Annotated in this window: 17 protein-coding genes and 2 pseudogenes; 10 read left to right on the top strand and 9 right to left on the bottom strand. The window is 70.3% G+C overall.

Annotated features, from left to right (window positions below):
• Positions 1-110, bottom strand: a pseudogene (locus tag ACWD4U_RS34000) (IS5 family transposase); the annotation flags it as partial.
• Positions 111-247: 137 nt separating this feature from the next.
• On the opposite strand from ACWD4U_RS34000, the gene ACWD4U_RS33995 reads away from it, so the two are divergent.
• A complete protein-coding gene (locus tag ACWD4U_RS33995; RefSeq protein ID WP_363461789.1) occupies positions 248-586 on the top strand; it encodes a hypothetical protein in 339 nt (112 codons plus the stop codon).
• 250 nt (positions 587-836) lie between these two features.
• Positions 837-1766, top strand: a complete 930-nt coding sequence (locus ACWD4U_RS33990; RefSeq protein ID WP_363461787.1) for a DUF4240 domain-containing protein — start codon at positions 837-839, stop codon at positions 1764-1766.
• Positions 1767-2115: 349 nt separating this feature from the next.
• Here ACWD4U_RS33990 and ACWD4U_RS33985 read toward each other — a convergent pair whose 3' ends face one another.
• A complete protein-coding gene (locus tag ACWD4U_RS33985) occupies positions 2116-2610 on the bottom strand; it encodes an RrF2 family transcriptional regulator (RefSeq protein ID WP_363461785.1) in 495 nt (164 codons plus the stop codon).
• A gap of 101 nt (positions 2611-2711) precedes the next feature.
• Between ACWD4U_RS33985 and ACWD4U_RS33980 the strand changes: the two genes are divergently transcribed.
• On the top strand, positions 2712-3443 hold the full coding sequence (locus ACWD4U_RS33980) for an SDR family oxidoreductase (RefSeq protein ID WP_363461783.1): 732 nt from the start codon (positions 2712-2714) through the stop codon (positions 3441-3443).
• A gap of 197 nt (positions 3444-3640) precedes the next feature.
• Here the strand turns inward: ACWD4U_RS33980 and ACWD4U_RS33975 are convergent, their stop codons facing one another.
• Complete coding sequence (locus ACWD4U_RS33975) at positions 3641-5971, bottom strand: ABC transporter permease (RefSeq protein ID WP_449787400.1); 2331 nt, start codon at positions 5969-5971, stop codon at positions 3641-3643.
• Between the two features lie 169 nt (positions 5972-6140).
• A complete protein-coding gene (locus tag ACWD4U_RS33970) occupies positions 6141-6878 on the bottom strand; it encodes an ABC transporter ATP-binding protein (protein ID WP_363461779.1) in 738 nt (245 codons plus the stop codon).
• On the opposite strand from ACWD4U_RS33970, the gene ACWD4U_RS33965 reads away from it, so the two are divergent.
• From ACWD4U_RS33965 to ACWD4U_RS33950, 4 genes are all read left to right on the top strand, one after another.
• Complete coding sequence (locus ACWD4U_RS33965; RefSeq protein WP_363461777.1) at positions 6877-8229, top strand: sensor histidine kinase; 1353 nt, start codon at positions 6877-6879, stop codon at positions 8227-8229. The genes ACWD4U_RS33970 and ACWD4U_RS33965 overlap by 2 nt on opposite strands.
• Positions 8230-8302: 73 nt before the next feature.
• Positions 8303-8986 (top strand): response regulator transcription factor, encoded by a 684-nt coding sequence (locus ACWD4U_RS33960; protein ID WP_363461793.1) that lies wholly within the window; start codon positions 8303-8305, stop codon positions 8984-8986.
• Positions 8987-9260: 274 nt separating this feature from the next.
• The gene (locus tag ACWD4U_RS33955) at positions 9261-10178 is read left to right on the top strand and encodes an NADP-dependent oxidoreductase (RefSeq protein ID WP_363461791.1); all 918 of its coding nucleotides are present in this window, start codon (positions 9261-9263) and stop codon (positions 10176-10178) included.
• A gap of 146 nt (positions 10179-10324) precedes the next feature.
• On the top strand, positions 10325-10516 hold the full coding sequence (locus tag ACWD4U_RS33950) for a hypothetical protein (RefSeq protein ID WP_363461775.1): 192 nt from the start codon (positions 10325-10327) through the stop codon (positions 10514-10516).
• A gap of 141 nt (positions 10517-10657) precedes the next feature.
• On the opposite strand, the gene ACWD4U_RS33945 is transcribed toward ACWD4U_RS33950, so the two are convergent.
• The 3 genes from ACWD4U_RS33945 to ACWD4U_RS33935 all read right to left on the bottom strand — a co-directional run bounded on the left by ACWD4U_RS33945 (position 10658) and on the right by ACWD4U_RS33935 (position 13183).
• Positions 10658-11029: a hypothetical protein gene (locus ACWD4U_RS33945; protein WP_363461773.1), complete on the bottom strand. Its 372-nt coding sequence runs from the start codon at positions 11027-11029 to the stop codon at positions 10658-10660.
• Positions 11030-11639: 610 nt separating this feature from the next.
• Positions 11640-12581, bottom strand: a complete 942-nt coding sequence (locus tag ACWD4U_RS33940; protein WP_363461771.1) for a helix-turn-helix domain-containing protein — start codon at positions 12579-12581, stop codon at positions 11640-11642.
• Positions 12582-12622: 41 nt separating this feature from the next.
• Positions 12623-13183, bottom strand: a complete 561-nt coding sequence (locus ACWD4U_RS33935; protein ID WP_095877722.1) for a TetR/AcrR family transcriptional regulator — start codon at positions 13181-13183, stop codon at positions 12623-12625.
• A 111-nt stretch (positions 13184-13294) separates the two neighbouring features.
• On the opposite strand from ACWD4U_RS33935, the gene ACWD4U_RS33930 reads away from it, so the two are divergent.
• The 3 genes from ACWD4U_RS33930 (at position 13295) to ACWD4U_RS33920 (ending at position 16232) form a co-directional block, all read left to right on the top strand.
• Complete coding sequence (locus tag ACWD4U_RS33930) at positions 13295-13981, top strand: SDR family oxidoreductase (protein ID WP_363461769.1); 687 nt, start codon at positions 13295-13297, stop codon at positions 13979-13981.
• 131 nt (positions 13982-14112) lie between these two features.
• Positions 14113-15117 carry an NADP-dependent oxidoreductase gene (locus ACWD4U_RS33925; protein WP_363461767.1) on the top strand — a complete coding sequence of 335 codons (1005 nt, stop codon included), beginning with the start codon at positions 14113-14115 and terminating at the stop codon, positions 15115-15117.
• A gap of 233 nt (positions 15118-15350) precedes the next feature.
• A complete protein-coding gene (locus ACWD4U_RS33920) occupies positions 15351-16232 on the top strand; it encodes an alpha/beta fold hydrolase (RefSeq protein ID WP_363461765.1) in 882 nt (293 codons plus the stop codon).
• Positions 16233-16240: 8 nt separating this feature from the next.
• Here ACWD4U_RS33920 and ACWD4U_RS33915 read toward each other — a convergent pair.
• Positions 16241-17432: pseudogene (locus ACWD4U_RS33915) on the bottom strand (IS110 family transposase).
• Positions 17433-17988: 556 nt separating this feature from the next.
• Positions 17989-18948, bottom strand: a complete 960-nt coding sequence (locus ACWD4U_RS33910; protein ID WP_363461763.1) for an alpha/beta hydrolase family protein — start codon at positions 18946-18948, stop codon at positions 17989-17991.
• Between the last annotated feature and the right edge of the window lie 247 nt (positions 18949-19195).

Raw genomic sequence — 19195 nt, 5'->3', positions numbered from 1 at the left:
ATGTCCAGGCCGCGGCCGCGTCGCTCGGCCCGCCACGCCGTCAGGACCGGCTCGACCAGCTCCCACCGGGCATCGGACAGATCGCTCGGGTAGCGGCGACGTTCAGGCATGATGCTGATCTACCCGCCGACTCCGGGCGCGCGTGCCAGCGCTCGAAGCACACGGCGCACAATCTGTATCCCGGGATGAAACGGGAGGAGCGTGGACAAGACAGCGGCCTCGCCGCACCCCCAGAATCGCCAGCCCTATGAGCACCACCAGTCACACCACATCAGAAGCACATATCGCCAAAAATAGTGCCAGAAGTGACTTAAACGCCCTCTCAGAGGCGAACGTGGTGCTGAATGTCCTCTTCGAAGGTGGCCAGGGCCTGCGCGGTGAGAGTGGGCCGGGTGTCGGCGATCGCCGCGCGGAAGTTTTCCGTGCCCGCCGGGATTCCCGCACGGTGGGCGATCTCCTGTTCGAACGCCCGCTGGGCGCCCTTACGCGCGTCTTCCTGGCCAGATCGGACGCCGAGGACGCCCAAGCCGTGATCACCGCGAAGTCGGTCAACTGCTGGATCGAGGAGCTCCCGATCTCGTTCTGACCGGGATCCGCCCAGGCACCCTCGATAGCGCAAAGAAAGGTCTTCTCGACGGCCAGTCAGGAAGCCTTCATGCAGGGCCACGTGGACGCCTGTCGGATCCTGGGTGGGGCCCCGGTTGGGCACATCGGCTACGACAACCTGAAGCCGGCAGTCTCCCCGCTCTGTTTCGGCCGCTCGCGGGTGGAGTCGCACAGGTGGGCGGCGTTCCGCTCGCACTACGGTCCAGCAGCGCAGCTGGACACTATCCCCGTTGGAGACGCGGATCGCCAAGCTGCCGCCCTGTCAGTCCTGGCGGATGGAACGGGTCTGGAGCCCGGACGAGGAGAGCAGCGTGGCGCACGACGCGGCGTACGAGAACGCCGCGGTGGCGATCGACGGCGCGCGGCTGCACCCGAGCGATCTGGATCGCCTACGCCACGATCGCCTACGAGGTGGCCGCCTGCGCGAGGCGACTTCGCCGATGACGAAGCCGACACGGGTGGCGTGGACCGAGGGCCTGGTCTGCCTCAACCCGCTCCGGAGTTCCGGGCCTGGCCCCCGGGGGCTGGGCATAGCCCGGTGGGACGACTTCGGCCCGCACCCGCCCGCCTGGCGGCCGCCGTCCGACCCGCCTTGTCGGGGCCCGATGGCATGCTCGGCGGTCATGGACACTCAGCAGTTCTGGAAGTTGATCGAGGAGGCCCGCTCGCGGGTGCCGGCCCCGGACAATGGCGACGCCGTCGCCGAGCAGGCCGCCGCGTTGCTCGCGCTCCGCCCGCCTCGGGAGATCATCGCCGCCGACCGGATCCTCTCGGGTCTGATGGCCGACTCCTACCGATCCCCGCTCTGGGGCGCTGCCTACGTGATCAACGGCGGATGTTCCGACGACGGCTTCGACTACTTCCGTGGCTGGCTGATCACGCAGGGCCGTGAGACGTTCGAGCGCATCATTGCTGATCCCGACGCGCTCGCCGGCCTCCCCGCCGTACGCGCTTTCGCTGCTGACGGGCTCGACATCTGGTGCGAAGAGGCCCTGAGCATCGCCTGGACTGCCCATCAGACAGCCACCGGCGAGGAACTTCCCAACGACGGTTTCAGCATTCGCCTCCCGGACCTGGACCCGGACTGGAACTTCGACTTCGACGACCGCGAGGAGATGAGTCGGCGGCTTCCGCGGCTGACCAAGCTCTACCCGGAATAGGCCCCCGCCCGCGGACCACGGAACTCTTGGTGCCGGCACGATCGGCGCTGATCGAGCTGCACCGAGCGGTCAGTCGGCCAACGGCGCGCGGCACAGGTTCAGGGCCGCAGCTGTCATGTCCGAACGCGTGAGTGGCATCCGCGGAGTGCATCCGGGAAGCGATCGCTGACGACTTGGGAAGCGATCTTCGGCGCCCTCGGATCTCCCCAGCCAGCCCTACTGGACGTTCGCCCCGACCTCCCTGCTCGACCACCCCGAACCCATCGACATCACCGGCCCGCTCACCCTCACCGCCGCCGCCATCCAAATCCTGGTGCACGACCTGCGGCTCAACTCATTCGGAAAACGGTCAGTAAGGCCGATCACCCGGATCCGCGTTCAACCAGGCGCCGATCCTCGGCAGAGCCTCGGGACCGCTGTCGCCCTCCACCGATGCGGCGAGGTCGGCGATCGTGACGGCTGCCAGGGACGCGCGCCACGCCGCGTCGGCCGCTCCCATTGCTCTGGCGATGGGGCATTGCTTCGTGCACTGCTCCGGCGGCGTCCCCAGCGGGCCGCGCTGACGTATCTCGGTGCAGACGAACGCGGGACTCGCCCCGTCGACGGCCTGTACGACGTCCAGCAGGCTGACCTCCTCGGGCTTCCTGGTGAGGACGTAGCCGCCGGTCTTGCCCTGGACCGAGTGCACCAGGCCCGCGCGGGACAGCGCCTGCATCTGCTTGGCCAGATAGCTCGGCGACACGTCGTGCAGCGCGGCCAGCCGGGCCGCCGGCACCGGATCGCCGACCGCGGTCAGCACCACGCAACAGTGCAGTGCCCACTCCACGCCACCGGACAGTTTCATGCCACCTCCACTTGACTCGGACACAGGATATCCGAGTACTATCTCGGATATAAGCTGTCCGAGTTTCCGGGGGAGCTCGACCCCACCAGGGAAGGCGCACCATGAAGATCACCGTCATCGGCACCGGGCTCATCGGCTCGCAGCTCGCCACCGAGCTCACCGCACGAGGCCACCAGGTGACCACCGCATCGCTGTCGTCCGGCGTCGATCTGCTCACCGGAGCCGGCCTCGACGCGGCGCTCGCCGGCGCGGAGGCAGTGGTGAACGTGACCAACTCCCCCACGTTCGACGAGCAGTCGATCGAGTTCTTCCGGACCACGGTGGGCAACCTCCTCGCCGCTGGCGAGCGGGCCGGTGTGCGCCACCAGGTGGTGCTGTCCATCGTCGGCGTGGACCAGGTCCCCGAACTGGACTACTACCGCGCCAAGACGCTCCAGGAGGAGCTGCTGCGGGGCGGTCCGACGCCCTACTCCATCGTGCGCGCCACGCAGTTCTTCGAGTTCATGGAGCCCACCATGTCGTGGACCTCGGACGAGACCGCCGTGCGACTGCCGGCGACGTTGCTCCAGCCGATCGCCAGCCACGACATCGTCGACGTCCTCGCAGACGTGGCCACCGGCACGCCGCTCGGCGGCGTCCTCGAGATCGCGGGCCCCGACACGTTCACGCTCGACGAGATCGGCCGCATCACGCTGGCCGCGCGGGGCGACCGGCGCCCCGTCGTCGTCGACGACCAGGCGGGCCTGTTCGCCGCCGTCCACGGAGACGTCCTCACCCCGGGCCCCGACGCCCGCCTCGCACCGACCCGCTACCAGGACTGGCTCAACGGCTGAGCCCACCCAGCTGGGTACCTCTCACGCCTCTGTGCTGAGGGAAAACGCCGAACTGCCGACCTCCCACGGGTATCAACCGTAGGAGGTCGGCATTGGCATACCCGCCGCGCCGTGCAGTGCCCAGCACCGCTTCTGCCGCGGCGACCAGCGGCCCTGCTCCGCCCTACTCGGCCCTGCTCGCTCGGCTCTACTCGGACCTACTCGGTCCGCAGCGCGGTGGCGGTCCGCGACCGGGCCGCCCAGCTGGCTGGCAGCAGTGCGCCGAGCAGGGCGATCACGATCCCGCCGGCCAGCAGGGGGATGAGCAGCCCGGTGGTGTAGGTGTGGGACACGCTCGGCGGCAGGTGCCGGCCGATCGCGTTCCCCATCGGGGTCAGCGTCGCCTTCTCCACCGCGACCCCGAGCGGGACCCCGACCAGCCCGGCGATCAGGCCGGTGAGGGACACCGAGGTCAGGACCATCGCGGTGGTCTGCTTGGGCGTCATCCCGAGGGCCTTGAGGATCCCCAGGTCATGGACCCGCTCCCGGGTGTCCTGCACGACCGTGCTCAGCACCCCGAGCGCGGCGACCGCGATCATCATCAGCGTGAGCGTGGCCACCAGGGCGCCCATGGTGATCACAATGATGTTCTTGCCCCCGCCCGAGTTCGGCTGGACCGAGGCGTCCAGCGGGGTCAGCGCGGCGGCCGCCGAGGTGGACCAGTCCGATCCGTTGACGTTGTCGGCCAGCTCGACGTTGAACTGGTCGATGTGCGGGGTCAGACCGGCGGCGGTGAAGGTGGCCGCATCCGTCATGACCGTGTAGTCGCCCTGGTTGGTGTCGAAGTTGATGCCGACGACCTTCAGCGACAGTTGCTTGTTCTGCTGCGCCACGGTGACGTCGTCACCGACGTGGATCCCCACCGTCGTGGCCAGCTTGTCGCCGACCACGGCCTCGCCGGGCGCCGCGTACCAGCGGCCGGACAGCAGCTCCAGGTGCGTCCAGGAGAAGTCACCGGTGGTCGTGAACACCTTCGCCGGTTCGCCGCCGGGCGGGGTGCCGACCATGGTCGCACCGCTGTCGCCCCAGCCGAACGCGGCCTTCGTGCCGGGGATCCCGGCGAGCGCGGCGGCGACCTTGGCGGCGTCCAGGTGCGGGGTGCGCGGGTCGTTGGGGCCGTAGAGACCCCAGGGCACGCCCACGTCGGCTGTGGGTTCCACGAACTCCGACGCGACGTTGAAGCCTGAGGTGCTGGCGTCCAGGTACCTGTTGAACCCGGTCTCCAGCCCCACCGCGAACGTGACGCTCACTACGCCGAACAGCACCGCCGCACCGACCAGTACGGCCCGGGCCGGCCGGGCGAACGGCTGGGCCAGCCCCAACGACACGGCCCGGGGCAGCGGCAGCCGCGAGGCCAGACGCTGCGCCGTCCGACCGCCCCCGGCCTTGGGGGCGCGGCCCACGACCAGAGCCCGCACCGTCGGCATCCGGCCGGCTCGCAGGGCCGGGATCAAAGCCGTGACGCCGACGATCAGCAGGGTGCCCAGCGGCACCACGGCGCTGACCCACAACGGGATCGTGGCACCGGCCGAACTGGCCGCGCCGAGCTGCTTGGTCGCCCCGTCCAGGATCGGCACGGCCAGGAGGTTGCCGAAGACCGTGCCGAGCACCAGGCCGAGGGCCGCCGGGATCACGGCCTGCGCGGTGTAGGCGCGGGCCACCTGCGAAGGGGTGAAGCCCAACGACTTCAGAATCCCGATGCGCCGGATTCCCGAGGCCACAGCCCCGCTGACCACGATCGAGATGATCAGCACCGACATGAACAGCCCGAGGATCCCGAAGGCGATCAGGAACGGCACGTAGGCCTTGGCGTTGCCGGTCACCAGCTGCTCCGCGGTCAGGTACGACTGTCCGGCCTCGACCGAGCCGGCCGGCGCGGCGGCGGCCACCGCCTGCTTGTCGGTGGCGATGTCGGCGTCGGTCCCGGCCTTGGCGAACCGGTAGAGCATCTGCTCGTCGGACTTGGCACCGGCGGCGGTGAGCCGCGCGAAACCGTCGGCGGTGGCGAAGGCGGTCGCGCTGTCGGTCACCGAGTTGGCGAAGCCGACGACCTTGAACGACGGCTTGCCCGGCAGGGAGGAGAACACCACCGAATCGCCGAAGCAGTCGGCGGCATAATGCTGCCACGGCAGGGCGATCTCGCCCGGGCTGGTCGGCCAGCGGCCCCGGGTCAGCGCCAGCTGGTCCATCCCGGAGGTGCTGCCCAGGTCGGGCCGGGTGGTGACGGTGATCGGACCGTTGTCGTGACCGGCGAAAGCCTCGTGCGGGCAGTCAGTGCCGACCGTCGTGTCCAGGGCGGCGGCGACCTGGTACGGCCCGGCCGCCTCGGTGACGCCGGCGGCGTGCGCGGTGGCGGCGGCCTGCGCGGCCGTGACCTTCGAGCCGTCGAACTGGACCGCCAGGTGCGCCCCGTTCCGCGCACGGAAGGCGTGCTCGAACGGGGCCTGCACGACGGCCAGCAGACCGAGGGAAAGCACTGAGGACGTCACCGCGGCGAACGTCGTCAGAGCCATGACGAGGGACTGGACCCGACGGCGACCCACACCGGAACGTACGACCTTGCCCAGGGCGCTCACCGGCTCACCGCCGGCAGCGGGCGGGCCACGGCCCGGAACCCGACATCGAGGACGTGCCAGGGCATCGGCGGCTGGCGCAGGGTCATCGGACCACTCCAGCCGGGCCGTTCAGCGCGGCGCCCGCGACCACGTTGACCGTGTTGGCCACGTCCCGTGCCACCGCGCCGTCCACCAACTCGATCGTGCGGCGCGCGGTGCTCGCGGCCAGCTGCACGTCGTGGGTGACCAGCAGGATGGTCTGGCCCTCGCTGTTCAGGTCCAGCAGCAGCTCGCGCACGTCCTCGGCCGAGCTCGAGTCCAGCGCGCCGGTCGGCTCGTCGGCCAGCAGCAGCGCCGGCTTGTTCATCAGGGCCCTGGCCACCGCCACCCGCTGCCGTTCCCCGCCGGACAGCCGCTGGGGATAGGCCTTGAGATGCCGGTCGATGCCCAGCGAGTCGAGCAGCTCGACGGCCCGCCGCTTCGCTTCGCCCTTGTCCATCCCGGCCAGCTGCGCCGGAACCATGACGTTGTCCAACACGGTCAGGTCGTCCAGCAGGTTGAAGAACTGGAAGATCATGCCGATGGAGGCCCGGCGGTACTTCGCCGAACCGGCCTCGCCGAGCTGGTCGACGCGGGTGCCGTCGACGGTCACGGTGCCGCTGGAAGGCTTGTCCAGACCCGCGATCAGGTTCAGCAGCGTGGACTTGCCACTGCCGGAATGGCCGAGGATCGCCACGCACTCACCAGCCGCCACGGACAGGCTGACGCCGGCCAGTGCGGGCGGACCGTCGTCGTACTTCTTTGTCGTGTCGCGAAGATCGATCATCGGTGCATTCGTCATGACCATGAACCTAGGAACGGACCACGATCCACCGCGTCGGCCGGCGGATGTCACCTCTTCCCAGGCCATCGGCCCGGGGGCGTATCCGGCGTACATCCCCGGGGCGACGCGTAGGGCTGACGCCACTGCATACGATCTCCGCATGGAACAGCTTCTCCAGCGCCTGTCGACATCGAAACGCGTGACCTGGCTGATGTCACAGGCCGTGGTGCTGGCCACCGCCTGCCTGTACGCGCTGATCCTCGCCTTGACGATGCTGCCCACCGATTGGGCGCACTACGACGGCCTGTTCCGGTTCCCCGGCATCTCGCCCTTCGAGATGCTCGGTCTCTGTGTCGTGCTCGCCCTGCCGGTTCTGCTGGTGCGCCGTCTGCCGGCGGTGGTCTTCGCGGCGGTCCTGGGCGAAGCAGTCCTCGGCGACGCCTTCGGCGCGCGGCCCGTGATCGTGTTCGTCCTGCTCGTCGGCTTGGGCTGGTACCTCGCGGTCCGGCGGCCGAAGGTTGCCGCCGTCGGCTCCGTCGCGGCCGTCGCGGCCGCGTTCCTCAACTGCCTTCACGTCCCCGAGCAGACTGTCGGCGACGCGTCCCAGTGGGCCGGGCAGTTCGCGTTGTGGTTCGCGGTCGCGTGGGTCTTCGGCGGGGTGTACCGCAAGCGCAGTGAATACCTCGAAGCCCTGCAGGAGCAGACCGCGGCCCGCGTCGTCATGGCCGAGCGGCTGCGGATCGCCCGCGAGCTGCACGACAGCGTCGCGCACAGCATCGGGATCATCACGGTGCTGTCGGGAGCGGCGGCGCGGGTCGTGGAGACCAAGCCCGAGCAGACGCGGCAGGCGCTGACCGGCATCGAGACCACCAGCCGGGAGACGCTGCTGGAGCTGCAGCGCATGCTCGGGGCGCTCCGCCGCGCCGAGCCGGACGACGCCATGCCGCAGGCCGCTCCGCTGGCGCCGGCCGGCAGCCTGGCCGACGTCCCGCAGCTCGCCGAACGCACGGCCGGCGCCGGGGTGCGGGTTCAGGTGACCTGGCGGGGCGAGCGGCGTCCACTGCCGCCGGAGATCGAACTGTCGGCGTTCCGGATCGTCCAGGAGTCGGTGACGAACGTGGTGCGGCATTCCAGGGCGCGGACGTGCCGGGTCGCGGTCGGTTACGAGCCGGAAGGGGTGACGATCGAGGTGGTGGACGACGGGGACGACGGCCTTGGCGGGCCGGGCCGTCCGAGGCTCTCCACGGCCGGCGGGGGCGGCTTCGGCCTGCTCGGCATGCGCGAGCGGGTGACGTTGCTGTCCGGCCAGTTCAGCGCCGGGCAGCGTCCGGAGGGCGGATTCCGGGTGACGGCGAGGCTCCCGGCGTGAGCGAGCGAAGCGGGCTCACCGTCAACAGGTGCGCGTGCGCGAAGCGCTCGCCGAGCGTCAGCGAGGCGGGCGCATGAGCGTGCGGGTGCTGCTGGTCGACGACCAGCCCCTGATGCTGGTCGGGCTCGGGATCCTGATCGGCGACACCGACGACCTGGAGGTGGTGGGCGAGGCCGGCGACGGCCGCGAGGCGGTGCGCCTGGTGCGTGAACTGCGGCCGGACGTCGTGGTGATGGACATCCGGATGCCGGGCGTGGACGGGATCGAGGCGACCCGGCAGGCGACCGCCGAACCGGACCCGCCCAAGGTCCTGGTGCTCACGACCTTCGACCACGACGAGTACGTCTACGGCGCACTGCGCGCCGGGGCCAGCGGATTCCTGCTCAAGAGCATGGCCCTGGACGCGATCCTGGAAGCGATCCGCGTGGTGGCCGCGGGCGACGCGTTGATCGCGCCGAGCGTGACCCGACGACTGATCGCGGACTTCGCCGGAACGTCCGGCCCCGCGGCCCCCGAACCCGACGCCGGGCCCGTCGCGGACTCGAGCCCCATCGCGGGGATCACCGACCGGGAGCGCGAGGTGCTGGCACTGGTCGGACAGGGACTGTCGAACACCGAGATCGCCGAGCGGCTGGTGATCAGCACGGCGACCGCGAAGACCCACGTCGCGCGTCTGTTCGCCAAGCTCGAGGCTCGGGACCGCGTCCACCTGGCGATCATCGCCTTCGACACCGGACTCGTGCCGCGTAGACGGTAGGGGCAGACGGTGGGGGCAGGATCAGTGTCAGCGGCCATGGAGAATTCCCCAGGTGCGGCCACCTCTGCCGTCACTCCCCGTCGATGTCCTGGGTCCGGGTCGCACGGTGCGAGCGAGGCCGCAGGTGGGTCCTGGGCGCGGACGGCATCGCCGTTGTCGTGCTCGTGGGAATACGGATCCGCGCTTGATCTTTGAATGCTGCGGCACGGCGGCGTCAGCCCTCTGGCGCGGCCGGCCGAGTCTTGTCCGGACGAGAAAGCGCGGTGATCAGGCAATGCAGGCGGTGCGGTTTCACGAGTACGGCGGGATCGAGGTGCTGCGGGTGGAGGAGGTGGAGCGGCCGGTGCCCGGTCCGGCGCAGGTGTTGGTCGAGGTCCGCGCGGCCGGGATCCAGCCCGGCGAGGCGCATATCCGCGTGGGCGCGCTGCACGAACGCTGGCCGGCGACGTTTCCCTCCGGGCAGGGCAGCGACCTCGCCGGAGTCGTGGTGGAGCTCGGCCCGCATGTCCGGGGCTTCGCGGTGGGCGATGAGGTGCTGGGCTTCACCCACCGGCGGGCCAGCCATGCCCAGTTCGTCGTGGTGGACGACGTGAATCTGGTCTCCCGTCCGGCGGGGTTGCCGTGGGAGGTGGCCGGGGCACTGTACGTGGCCGGCACGACCGCCTACGCCACCGTGTTCGCGGTGGACCCGGGCCCGGACGACACGGTCGTCGTCTCCGGTGCGGCGGGCGGTGTCGGGTCGCTTGCGGTGCAGCTCGCGCGACTGCGCGGCGCCACGGTGATCGGGCTGGCCGGCGAGCGGAACCACGCGTGGTTGAAGGACCACGGTGTCCTCCCGGTCGAGTACGGGCCCGGCGTGGCCGAGCGGATCCGTCAGGCGTCCGGCGGCAGGGTCGACGCGTTCATCGACACCTTCGGCGACGGTTACGTGGCACTGGCGGTGGAGCTGGGCGTGCGGCCCGAACGAATCAACACCATCCGCGACTGGCAGGCCGCGGCCGAGGTCGGCGCGCGGACCTACGGAGAGGGTGCGGCGGCGTCCGCGGTCGTCCTCGGCGAGCTGGCCCGGCTCGCCGCGCGCGGCGAGTTGGAGGTGCCGATCGCCCGTACCTACCTGTTGGAAGAGGTGCGAGACGCCTTCCGCGAGCTGGAACAGCAGCACACCCACGGCAAGATCGTGCTCCGCCCCTAGCCGTTCCTGGCCCGAGGCGAGCCTCAGGCAGACATCTCCGAGCATCCACGCAGCGTGACCGCCGGCGGCCAGTTGACTCCCCATCAGGTGGCCGCCGGCGGGGAATCGCAACTGGCCGCTGACAGATCAGAACGACGATCGCGACCATGAGTCCGCCGCGTTCCGGATGCGCCGGCACACCGCTGTTCGCCGCAGGATCGGGCTTCGGGGAGTACCTGTCGCTCGCGGCGGCGCCCCCGGAGGCCCGGGTGGGCGGCCGGTCGGTGCTGCCGATCCCGGCCCCCGTGCCGCTGGCCTCGGTCCGGACGCGCTGCCGACGGACTACCAACGGCTGCTGACGATCGTCCGCGACCCGGCCGGGCGGGCACAACGGGCGGACGGGGCGCGGCAGCACCGGTCTGGCTGTGGTCGGCGTCCAAGAAGGTTCCACAGGCTGGTGCCGCTCACCTGTGACAACGGCCTGCAGCTCCGCGCGGGATTCAGGAGGGCAGTTCCCAGACGGTCACGTCCAGCTTCTGCCGGCCGCCGCTTCCTCCGGAAGGTTTGAAGTAGCCGACCCGACCCGCCTCCGTTCCGAAGCAGGCCATCGCGCCCTCCGGGACGTCTTCCGTCCGCTGTCCCGGGTTGCTGTTGAGCAGGCTCACGCAGTCCAGGCGGTTCGGTGCCGCCGGGCCGTTCCAGCGGACGATCGTGTTGCCGGCGTAGGTACCGGCTGTACAGGTGAGCTGGCAGGCGAGGGAGATGTCTCCCATCGGCGCCCGCTGCGGTGGGTCCGGGTCCAGGAACCAGCCGGTGGTGGGAATACCGCCGCTGCTGCCGTCGTCCAGGGTGAGCGTGCCGTACCACCTCACGCGCACGGCCCCGGCAGGCGGCCCGGCCGATGACGGCGGCGGCACGGGGCTCAGGGACGGCGAGGGCGAGGGAGACGGTCCGGCGGTAGGAGACGGCGGCAGCGACCGTGACTGGTCCGTGGAAGGACCGGGCGAGAACGGTGTCGTGGACACCTCCGGGCCCGGGCGCACCGGCCGTCCCCCACGCTGGAACAGCACTGCCCCCCAGACGGTCGCCGCGACCGCGACGAGGACCGCGGCCAGACCCGCCACGCGCACCGAGACCGACAGGTAGTGGTGGTGCACGTTCCGGTTGGTGACCGACACCGGCCCGTCGATCCGGGTAGCCGCGACCGAACCGTGGTCCCCGGAGACGGACGCGTCCCCGGAAACGTGCACACCCGGCCCGTCCGCTTCGGCTGAACCCGCCGAGCCGCGCCCTCTCAGAGAACCACCGGGCTCACGGCCGGCCCGCGGCTCCCCGGCACCGGCCGCGCCCCGCGCTCCCGAGTCCCCACCGTTCACCCGCCCCCTCCCCCAACACACACCTGATGGACCATCAACCGCCCGCCCACACGGCAGCGTACTGCCGACGGGTCACGGACAGTGGGCGAAGTCGCGGGACGGGAGTTCAAGCATCCAGCCGTGGCGAGGGTGCTGTCGCGGCCGGATCCGGCAGGGGAATCGGGGTGCAGTGCTCGCAGGTCACAGGTCGCGACTTGCCCGCTGACGCGGCCTTCGGCCAGGGGCTGCGACAACCAGGCGGAGCAATTCGACGGGGTCGGGTGTCACCCGAGTCGGAGGCCCGGTTCGAGGCCGGCCTGTCGTGGGCGCGGGTCTGGGCGACCGAGCAGGGCCGATCGATCACGGCGCTGGCGCGGCGTCGATCGGCGGCTACCGGCTCGGGAACTGGCTCACCTCCTTGCAGGCGCAGGCCGAGGTGCCGACGGACGAGCCGGGTGCGTTCACCCCGGAGCGGCGGCGCGCGTTGGAAGAGCTCGACCCGCGGTGGTGCCCGGCCTGGCCAGTCACCTGGCAGCGCGCGTACGCCGCCGCTCGGGCCCTGGTAGTTGGAGTCCGACGGCCGGGTCGACTGGGCGGCAATGCCGGAGGCAAAGGTGTTCGAACGCGAGCAGCTCGGCCGGTGGGTGCTGGCGCAGCGAGCCGGCTGGTCGGCCCCGCAGCGTGCGAGCGGTGTGCCGCTCTCGGCGGGCAACTGGCAGGCGAAGGCCTTGACCTGAGCAGCCTGCAGCGGCGTGAAGGAGGCGGGACGGCCGGACCGCTTGAGGTCGCCGAGGGCGGGCCGCCGGGATGCGGCGAAGCGGCCGCGCCACGTACGGACGGTGTCCAGGTGCAGCCCGGTCTCACGGGCGATGCGGGCGTTGGACCGGCCCCGGGCCGCGTGCAGCACCACGTGGGCGCGCTGCCGGATCCGGTGCTCGGTCCTGTGGCCGTAGGCCATTTTCTTCAACCGCTCCCACTCGGAGGCGGTCAGGGTTATCGGGCAGGCCGAGGGAACGGGCAAGGCAGGCAGGCCGATCGCGAGAAGTGGATGACGGTAGGTCGACGACACGCGCCCTTCCTGCGCGGTGCCGCCCTGTACCGCGTCTTTGGTCAGTTGGTGGCCGTCAGTGCCTCGCGTGCGGTGGTGAGGATCTTCTCGGAGAGTGGGGAGCCCTTGGTGGCGCGGGACAGGATGAGTGCGCCGAGCATGGTGCAGAGCCGGGTGATGCCGTCCTGGTCCTCGGTGGCGAGCCAGTCGGCGAAGTCGCCGACTCCCTGGGTGTAGACGCGGCGGGCCTCGCCGTCTGCGCCGTCGCGGGCCATGTCGCCGGCGAGTGCGGCGGCGGGGCAGCCGTCCGCGGCGCTGTCGCGGTGCTCGGTGGAGAGGTAGGCGTCGATCAGCGCCCGCTGGGCGGCGTCGCGCTGTCCGGCGTACTGGTCGAGCCCGTCCTTGTGGTGGCGGGCGAGTTCGGCGAAGGCGTGGGCGGTGGCTTCGTCGACGAGTGCCTCCTTGGAGGCGAACTGCTTGTAGAAGCCGCCGTGGGTCAGGCCGGAGGCCTTCATGAGGTCGGCGACGCTGACGTGGGTGCCCTGTTCCCGAAAGAGCCGGGAGGCGGTCTCCACGACCCGTCGGCGGTTGTCCCGTGCCTGTGCCTGCGATACGCGGCCCATTGGTCACCCTCCCAGTTGGATGTCGAGTCGAATCTATTCTAGACTCCAGTTTAGATGTTGGATGAAATCTATTGTGGCGGTCAGCTGCCGCCCACTACGTCGGGAGTGCTCATGGAACTGAAGGACGCGGTCGCGGTGGTCACTGGCGCCAACCGGGGGCTCGGGCGGCATCTTGCCGCCCAGCTCGTGGAGCGCGGGGCCAAGGTGTACGCGGCGGCCCGCCGCCCCGAGACGGTGGACCTTCCGGGCGTCGTCCCGCTGCGGCTGGACGTGACCGACGCGGAGTCGATCCGGGCGGCGGCCCGCATCGCCGCCGACGCGACGCTGCTGGTCAACAACGCGGGCATCTCCACCGGAACGCCGCTGATCGCGGGCAGCCCGGACGCGGTGCGCTTGGAAATGGAGGTGAACTACTTCGGCCCTCTCGCCGTGACGCGGGCTTTCGCCCCGGTCATCGAGTCCAACGGCGGCGGCGGCGTGCTCAACGTGCTGTCGGTCCTGTCCTGGATACACCCGGCCGGCCTCGGCGCATACGCTGCGGCGAAGGCGGCGGCATGGGCGCTGACCGGCGCGGTCCGAGAGGAACTGGCGCCCCGCGGCATCACGGTGACGGCGCTGCACGTCGGGTACATGGACACCGACATGGCCGCCGGCGTTCCCGCCGACCAGAAGGCAAACCCCGCCGAGGTCGCCACCCAGGCCCTGTCCGCCGTGGAGACGGGCCTGCCCGAGGTCCTCGCCGACGAGACCACCCGGTACGTCAAGCAGAGCCTGGCCACGTCGCCGAACGCGGCGTGAGAAGCACTCCGCCGCATCGGCGTGGGGCGCCGTGAACCAGCAGTGACTAGCAGAAAGTGGCTCGTACCGGGGCAGGCCCGGAAGCGAGCGGAGATCGCGTTCGGGTACGGACGGGACACGGAGACGGAGAGATGAAGACCTACCTGATCGAGAAGTACGGCGACCAGTCGGCGGTGCACGCCGCCGAGCTGCCCGATCCGCAGCCGGGTCCCGAGGATGTCCTGGTCGAGATCCACGCGGCGAGCGTCAACCCGCTGGACTTCAAGATCCGCGACGGCGCCTTCAAGAGGATCCTGCCGTACCGCCTTCCGCTCGTCCTGGGCAACGACCTCGCCGGAGTGGTGGTCCGGGTCGGCTCGTCGGTCACCCGCTTCGCGGTGGGCGACGAGGTCTACGCCCGGCCCGACAAGGACCGCATCGGCACCTTCGCCGAACTCATCGCCGTCCACCAGGACGACCTGGCCCCCAAACCCGCCGTCCTCACCATGGCGCAGGCCGCCTCCCTCCCGCTGGTCGCCCTCACCTCCTGGCAGGCGCTGGTAGAGAAGGCGCAGGTCCGGCCGGGCCAGAAAGTCCTGATCCACGCGGGCTCCGGCGGAGTGGGCACCATCGCCCTCCAGCTGGCCAGGCACCTGGGCGCACATGTGGCCACCACCGCGAGCGCGGCCAACGCCGACCTGGTCAAGGAACTCGGCGCGGACGTGGTCATCGACTACCGCGCCCAGGACTTCGAGCAGCTCCTGGACGGCTACGACGTCGTCCTGGACACCCTCGGCGGCGAGACCCTGGAGAAGTCGCTGCGGGTCCTTAAGCCTGGCGGGAAGGTCATCAGCATCGCCGGGCCGCCCGACGCGGACTTCGCCCGCGAGCTCGGCGCAAACCCGGTCCTGCGGCAGGCGATGAACGCGCTGAGCTTCAGGACCCGGCGCCGTGCCAAGCGCCACGGCGTCACCTACTCGTTCCTGTTCATGAAGGCCGACGGCGGCCAGCTGCGCGAACTCACCCGGCTCGTCGACGCCGGGCAGATCCACCCCGTCGTCGACCGGGTCTTCCCCTTCGACCGGACCCGCGACGCCATGGAGTACGCCGAGAAGGGCCGCGCGAAGGCCGGCAAAGTCGTCATCGCGATGGAGTGAGGTCTGCCGGCCGGTCCCCGCCTCCACCTGACCGGCCGGCCTCGGCAGACGAGTGGATCCCCCTCCCCGCCACCACAGGAATCGACCAGAGGTGCACCGCGCGCCCCTCCCACTCATCCGGCCGCCGGCCCCGCGCCCGCAGTCGGAAGACCGGGAAGCCGTCCTGCGCACACCCGCGAGGACGAAGCGGCCGGAGCGAGGCCGCGGTAGATCCGAGACCGAAGGGCACACCCATGAACGACACACATGAAGGTAGCGGCGGCACGGTGATGTCCTACCGGGACGCACCGACCCGCACCGTCACCGCCGACCAAGTGACCTTCGCCTACCGCGACCTCGGCCCCCGGTCCGGCATCCCGGTGATCTTCCTCACCCATCTTGCCGCGGTACTCGACAACTGGGATCCCCGTGTCGTCGACGGCATCGCCGCCAGGCACCGGGTGATCACGTTCGACAACAGGGGCGTCGGCGCGTCCACCGGTTCGACACCCAAGACCATCGAGAAAATGGCCGACGACGCCGTCACCTTCATCCGGGCACTCGAGCTCGACCAGGTGGACATCCTCGGCTTCTCGATGGGCGGGATGGTCGCCCAGGTGATCGCACAGAACGAACCGCAACTCGTTCGCAGGCTGATCCTCGCGGGCACAGGACCCGCCGGTGGCAAGGGTATTAAGAACGTGACCCGGATCTCCCACCTCGACACCCTCCGAGCACTGCTCACCCTCCAAGATCCGAAGCAGTACCTCTTCTTCACCCGTACCGCGAACGGACGCCGGGCCGGCAAGGAGTTCCTGGCCCGGCTGAAGGAGCGAACGCAACACCGGGACAAGGCGATCTCCCCCATCTCCTATCTCTCCCAGCTCAAGGCCATCCACCGATGGGGCCTGCAGGCGCCGGCCGACATGTCCCGCATCCACCAGCCGGTCCTGGTGGCCAACGGCGAGAGCGACCGGATGGTGCCGAGCGAGAACACCCTCGACCTCGCCGCACGACTGCCCCGGGGCGAACTCGTCCCCCTCTACCCGGACGCCGGACACGGCGGGATCTTCCAGTTCCACGACGCGTTCGTGGTGAGCGCCCTCGCATTCCTCGAGGCACGCCCCGATTCCTAATAGAGATGTCAAGCAGCCAGAGTGACGGACGGTATGGGTTCGCAGCACCGTCCGTCACGCAGAAGTGCCCATAGAACGTTGACCCTTCGACGCGCGAGTGCCATGACGGCTTGGCTGTGTCGTTTGCCTTCAGCGCGCTTGCGGTCGTAGAAGCGACGGGATTCGTCGCAGCATCGGATGCTGATCAACGCGGAGGTGTAGAAGACGCGTTGGAGGCGCCGGCTGTAGCGGGTGGGGCGATGGAGGTTGCCGCTCACCTTTCCGGAGTCGCGAGGCACCGGGGAGACGCCAGCGAAGGAGGCTGGCCGGCCCGCGCTGGCGAAGGCGCTCATGTCGCCACCGGTAGCGGCCAGGAACTCGGCGCCCAGGAGGACACCGATGCCAGGCATGCTGCTGATCACGTCTGCGTTGCGGTGGCGGCGAAACCGGCCCTCGATGAGTTTGTCGGTCTCCGCGATCTTCTCGTTGAGGGCCATCACCTCCCTGGCCAGGGAATGAACCACATGCGCGGTCATGTCCTCACCGGGGACACTGGTGTGCTGCCCTTCGGCGGCCTGGACGGCCTTGGCGGCGAGTTCGTCCGCGCTGCGGACCTTGCGGTTGCGCAGCCGGGTGGCCAGGCGCCGTCGGCCGGTGCGGCGGAGGGCGGCCGGTGTCTGATAGCCGGTCAGCAGCACCAGGGGGCCGATGTTGCCCAGGTCGAGCTCGCGTTCCAGGCCCGGGAAGATCTCGGTGAGGTGGCCGCGGAGCCGATTGATGGTTCCGGGTGCGGTCGTCGCTGAGGTCGCGGCGGTGTCGGGTGAGGACGTTCAGCTCGGACACCAGCTCGTCCCCGGGACGCAGGGGCGTGAGGTCGCGCCGGATGCGGGCCTGGTCGGCGATGACCGCCGCGTCCTTGGCGTCGGTCTTGCCGTCGCCCCGATAGCCCTCGGAGGCCCGATTGACCGCCCGGCCGGGGATGTAGAGGAGCGGCTGGCCGTGGTTGAGCAGGACCGCGATGACCAGAGCGGCCCCGCCGTCCGCCAGGTCGATGCCCCACGTCGCTTCGTCGCCCAGGTCGAGAACGTCTCCGAGCAGCTTGAACAGTTCACTCTCGTCGTTGGCGACGCGCCGGGACAGCAGTCGTTTGCCGGTGTCGTCGATCACTACGCAGTGGTGATGAGTCTTCCCGGCGTCGAGACCGGCCCAGATCGCTGTCACGCGCTTCTCCGCAGATCGCTGTTTCGTACGGGGTACCACGGACGACCTCGCTGTCGAGTCCGTACTGAGCGATCAGCGCCGCAATTCCTAATGAGCAGTCGAGTCGTCGTGGGGCGCCGGGCGGCGAATCGGAGGAAGCCACAACGCACCCGCGACGAGGCGAGCCAGCCTCCGATCAGACACCCTCCCGCCCACCTGCAGTGCCACCACCCCCGAGAACTCCCTCGATACCACATGTCGGCCACCCACCACGAGAACGCTGATGCCCAGTCTCGAAGTCAACCCCCGAAGGACTTACGACGCAGACCACTTAGTTACGACGGGAAGGACCACACCAGACGTCGACGACGTCGATCGCCGCGGCACAGACCCGAGGCGACGGCGTGCGCAGCGGGTCGCCGGCGGCGCCGACGCGAGCACCGATCGGCACCTGGCTCGCCTCCCTGCACACGGCGGCAGACGTGCCGGGGGCGAGCACAGGCGCTCGATGCGGAGCGGCGGCGGGCTCACGGCAACGGCACGGACCACCCCGTTGCAGGACGTGCCCCGCGGGTGGCTACTTGGATTCGATCCGTCCGACCGGGTCGGGGCTGGTCGCCAGCGCCTCGCGTGCGGTCTGCCAGGCGTTGTCACCGGGGTTGAGCCGGCTGCGGAGGTAGGCCGCGGTGAGCCGGCCGACGGCGGCGACTCGCTCGGGGCTCTCGTCCGTGGTCTCGGCGACGTCGTATCCGGGGATCCCGCCGAGCGCGTGCCCCGCGCCGAACAGGGTGAGCAGGGACTTGGGGCTGGGGCCGAGGGTGTAGGGGTCGGCGTGCCAGTCCGGCCCCATGTCCGTGAAGTGCCGGGAGTCGTCCTCGTCGCCGGCGACGACCAGCGCGGGTGTGGTCATCGTGGAGAAGTCGATGGTCCCGAGGACCGGCAGCGCGTCGGCCATGGGCCCGTTGAGGACGTCGCCCCTGCCGGGCGCGGCCAGCAGCACGCCCGCCTTGATCCGGGGCTCGCCGAGGCTCACTTCCTCCCCGGTGTCGGGGTCGGTGACCCGGGCGCCGAGCAGGAGACTGGAGGTGAAGCCGCCGAAGGAGTGTCCGGCGACGGCGACCTTGGTGTGGTCGATCCGCCCGGCGAGCAGGGGCACGGCCTTCTCGATCACGTCGAGCCGGTCGAGGATGTGGCTCATGTCCTCGGCGCGCGAGCGCCAGAAGAAGGGGGCGCCGGGAACGTCGGCGACCAGGTGGCTCAACGTCCTGGAGGTGAGGTGGGTGGGCTGGATGACGACGAATCCGTGTGCCGCCCAGAAGTTGACGAGCGGCGCGTAGCCGTTCATCGAGGAGAGGTTGTTCGAGGGGCCCTGGCCGTGGAAGAGCAGGATGACGGGTAGGCCGGTTCCGCTCTCGGGCGCGGTGACACGGATCTGGAGGTCCACGGGACGTCCGGGTACGGGCAGGACCACCGGGCTGTAGGACAGGACCGGGAGGGACGAGCCCAAGGTATCGGCGGTGGAGGTGAATGTGCTCATGACGCGTTCGCTGTCCTTCTGCGGATCCTGCCGCCGGTCTCGGTCGACCGGCGACTGACAAAGGCGGTCAGGGGCCCCGCTTCGGCTAACCTGAAGCGGAGCACCGCTCCAATTAGTATCCGGAGCGCTGCTCCGTTTCGTCAAGCGGCGTTGGAAGGAATCTCAATGATCGTGTCAAGCCGTCTGCGTGACCGACGGGGCGGAGGTGAACAGCCTCTTGTCACGCAGCATCGCCCACAGCACATCG

The sequence above is a fragment of the Kitasatospora sp. NPDC002522 genome (genome assembly GCF_053595195.1).
The sequence above is the reverse complement of the archived record's forward strand: the minus strand, read 5'-3'. Positions and strand labels throughout refer to the sequence as shown.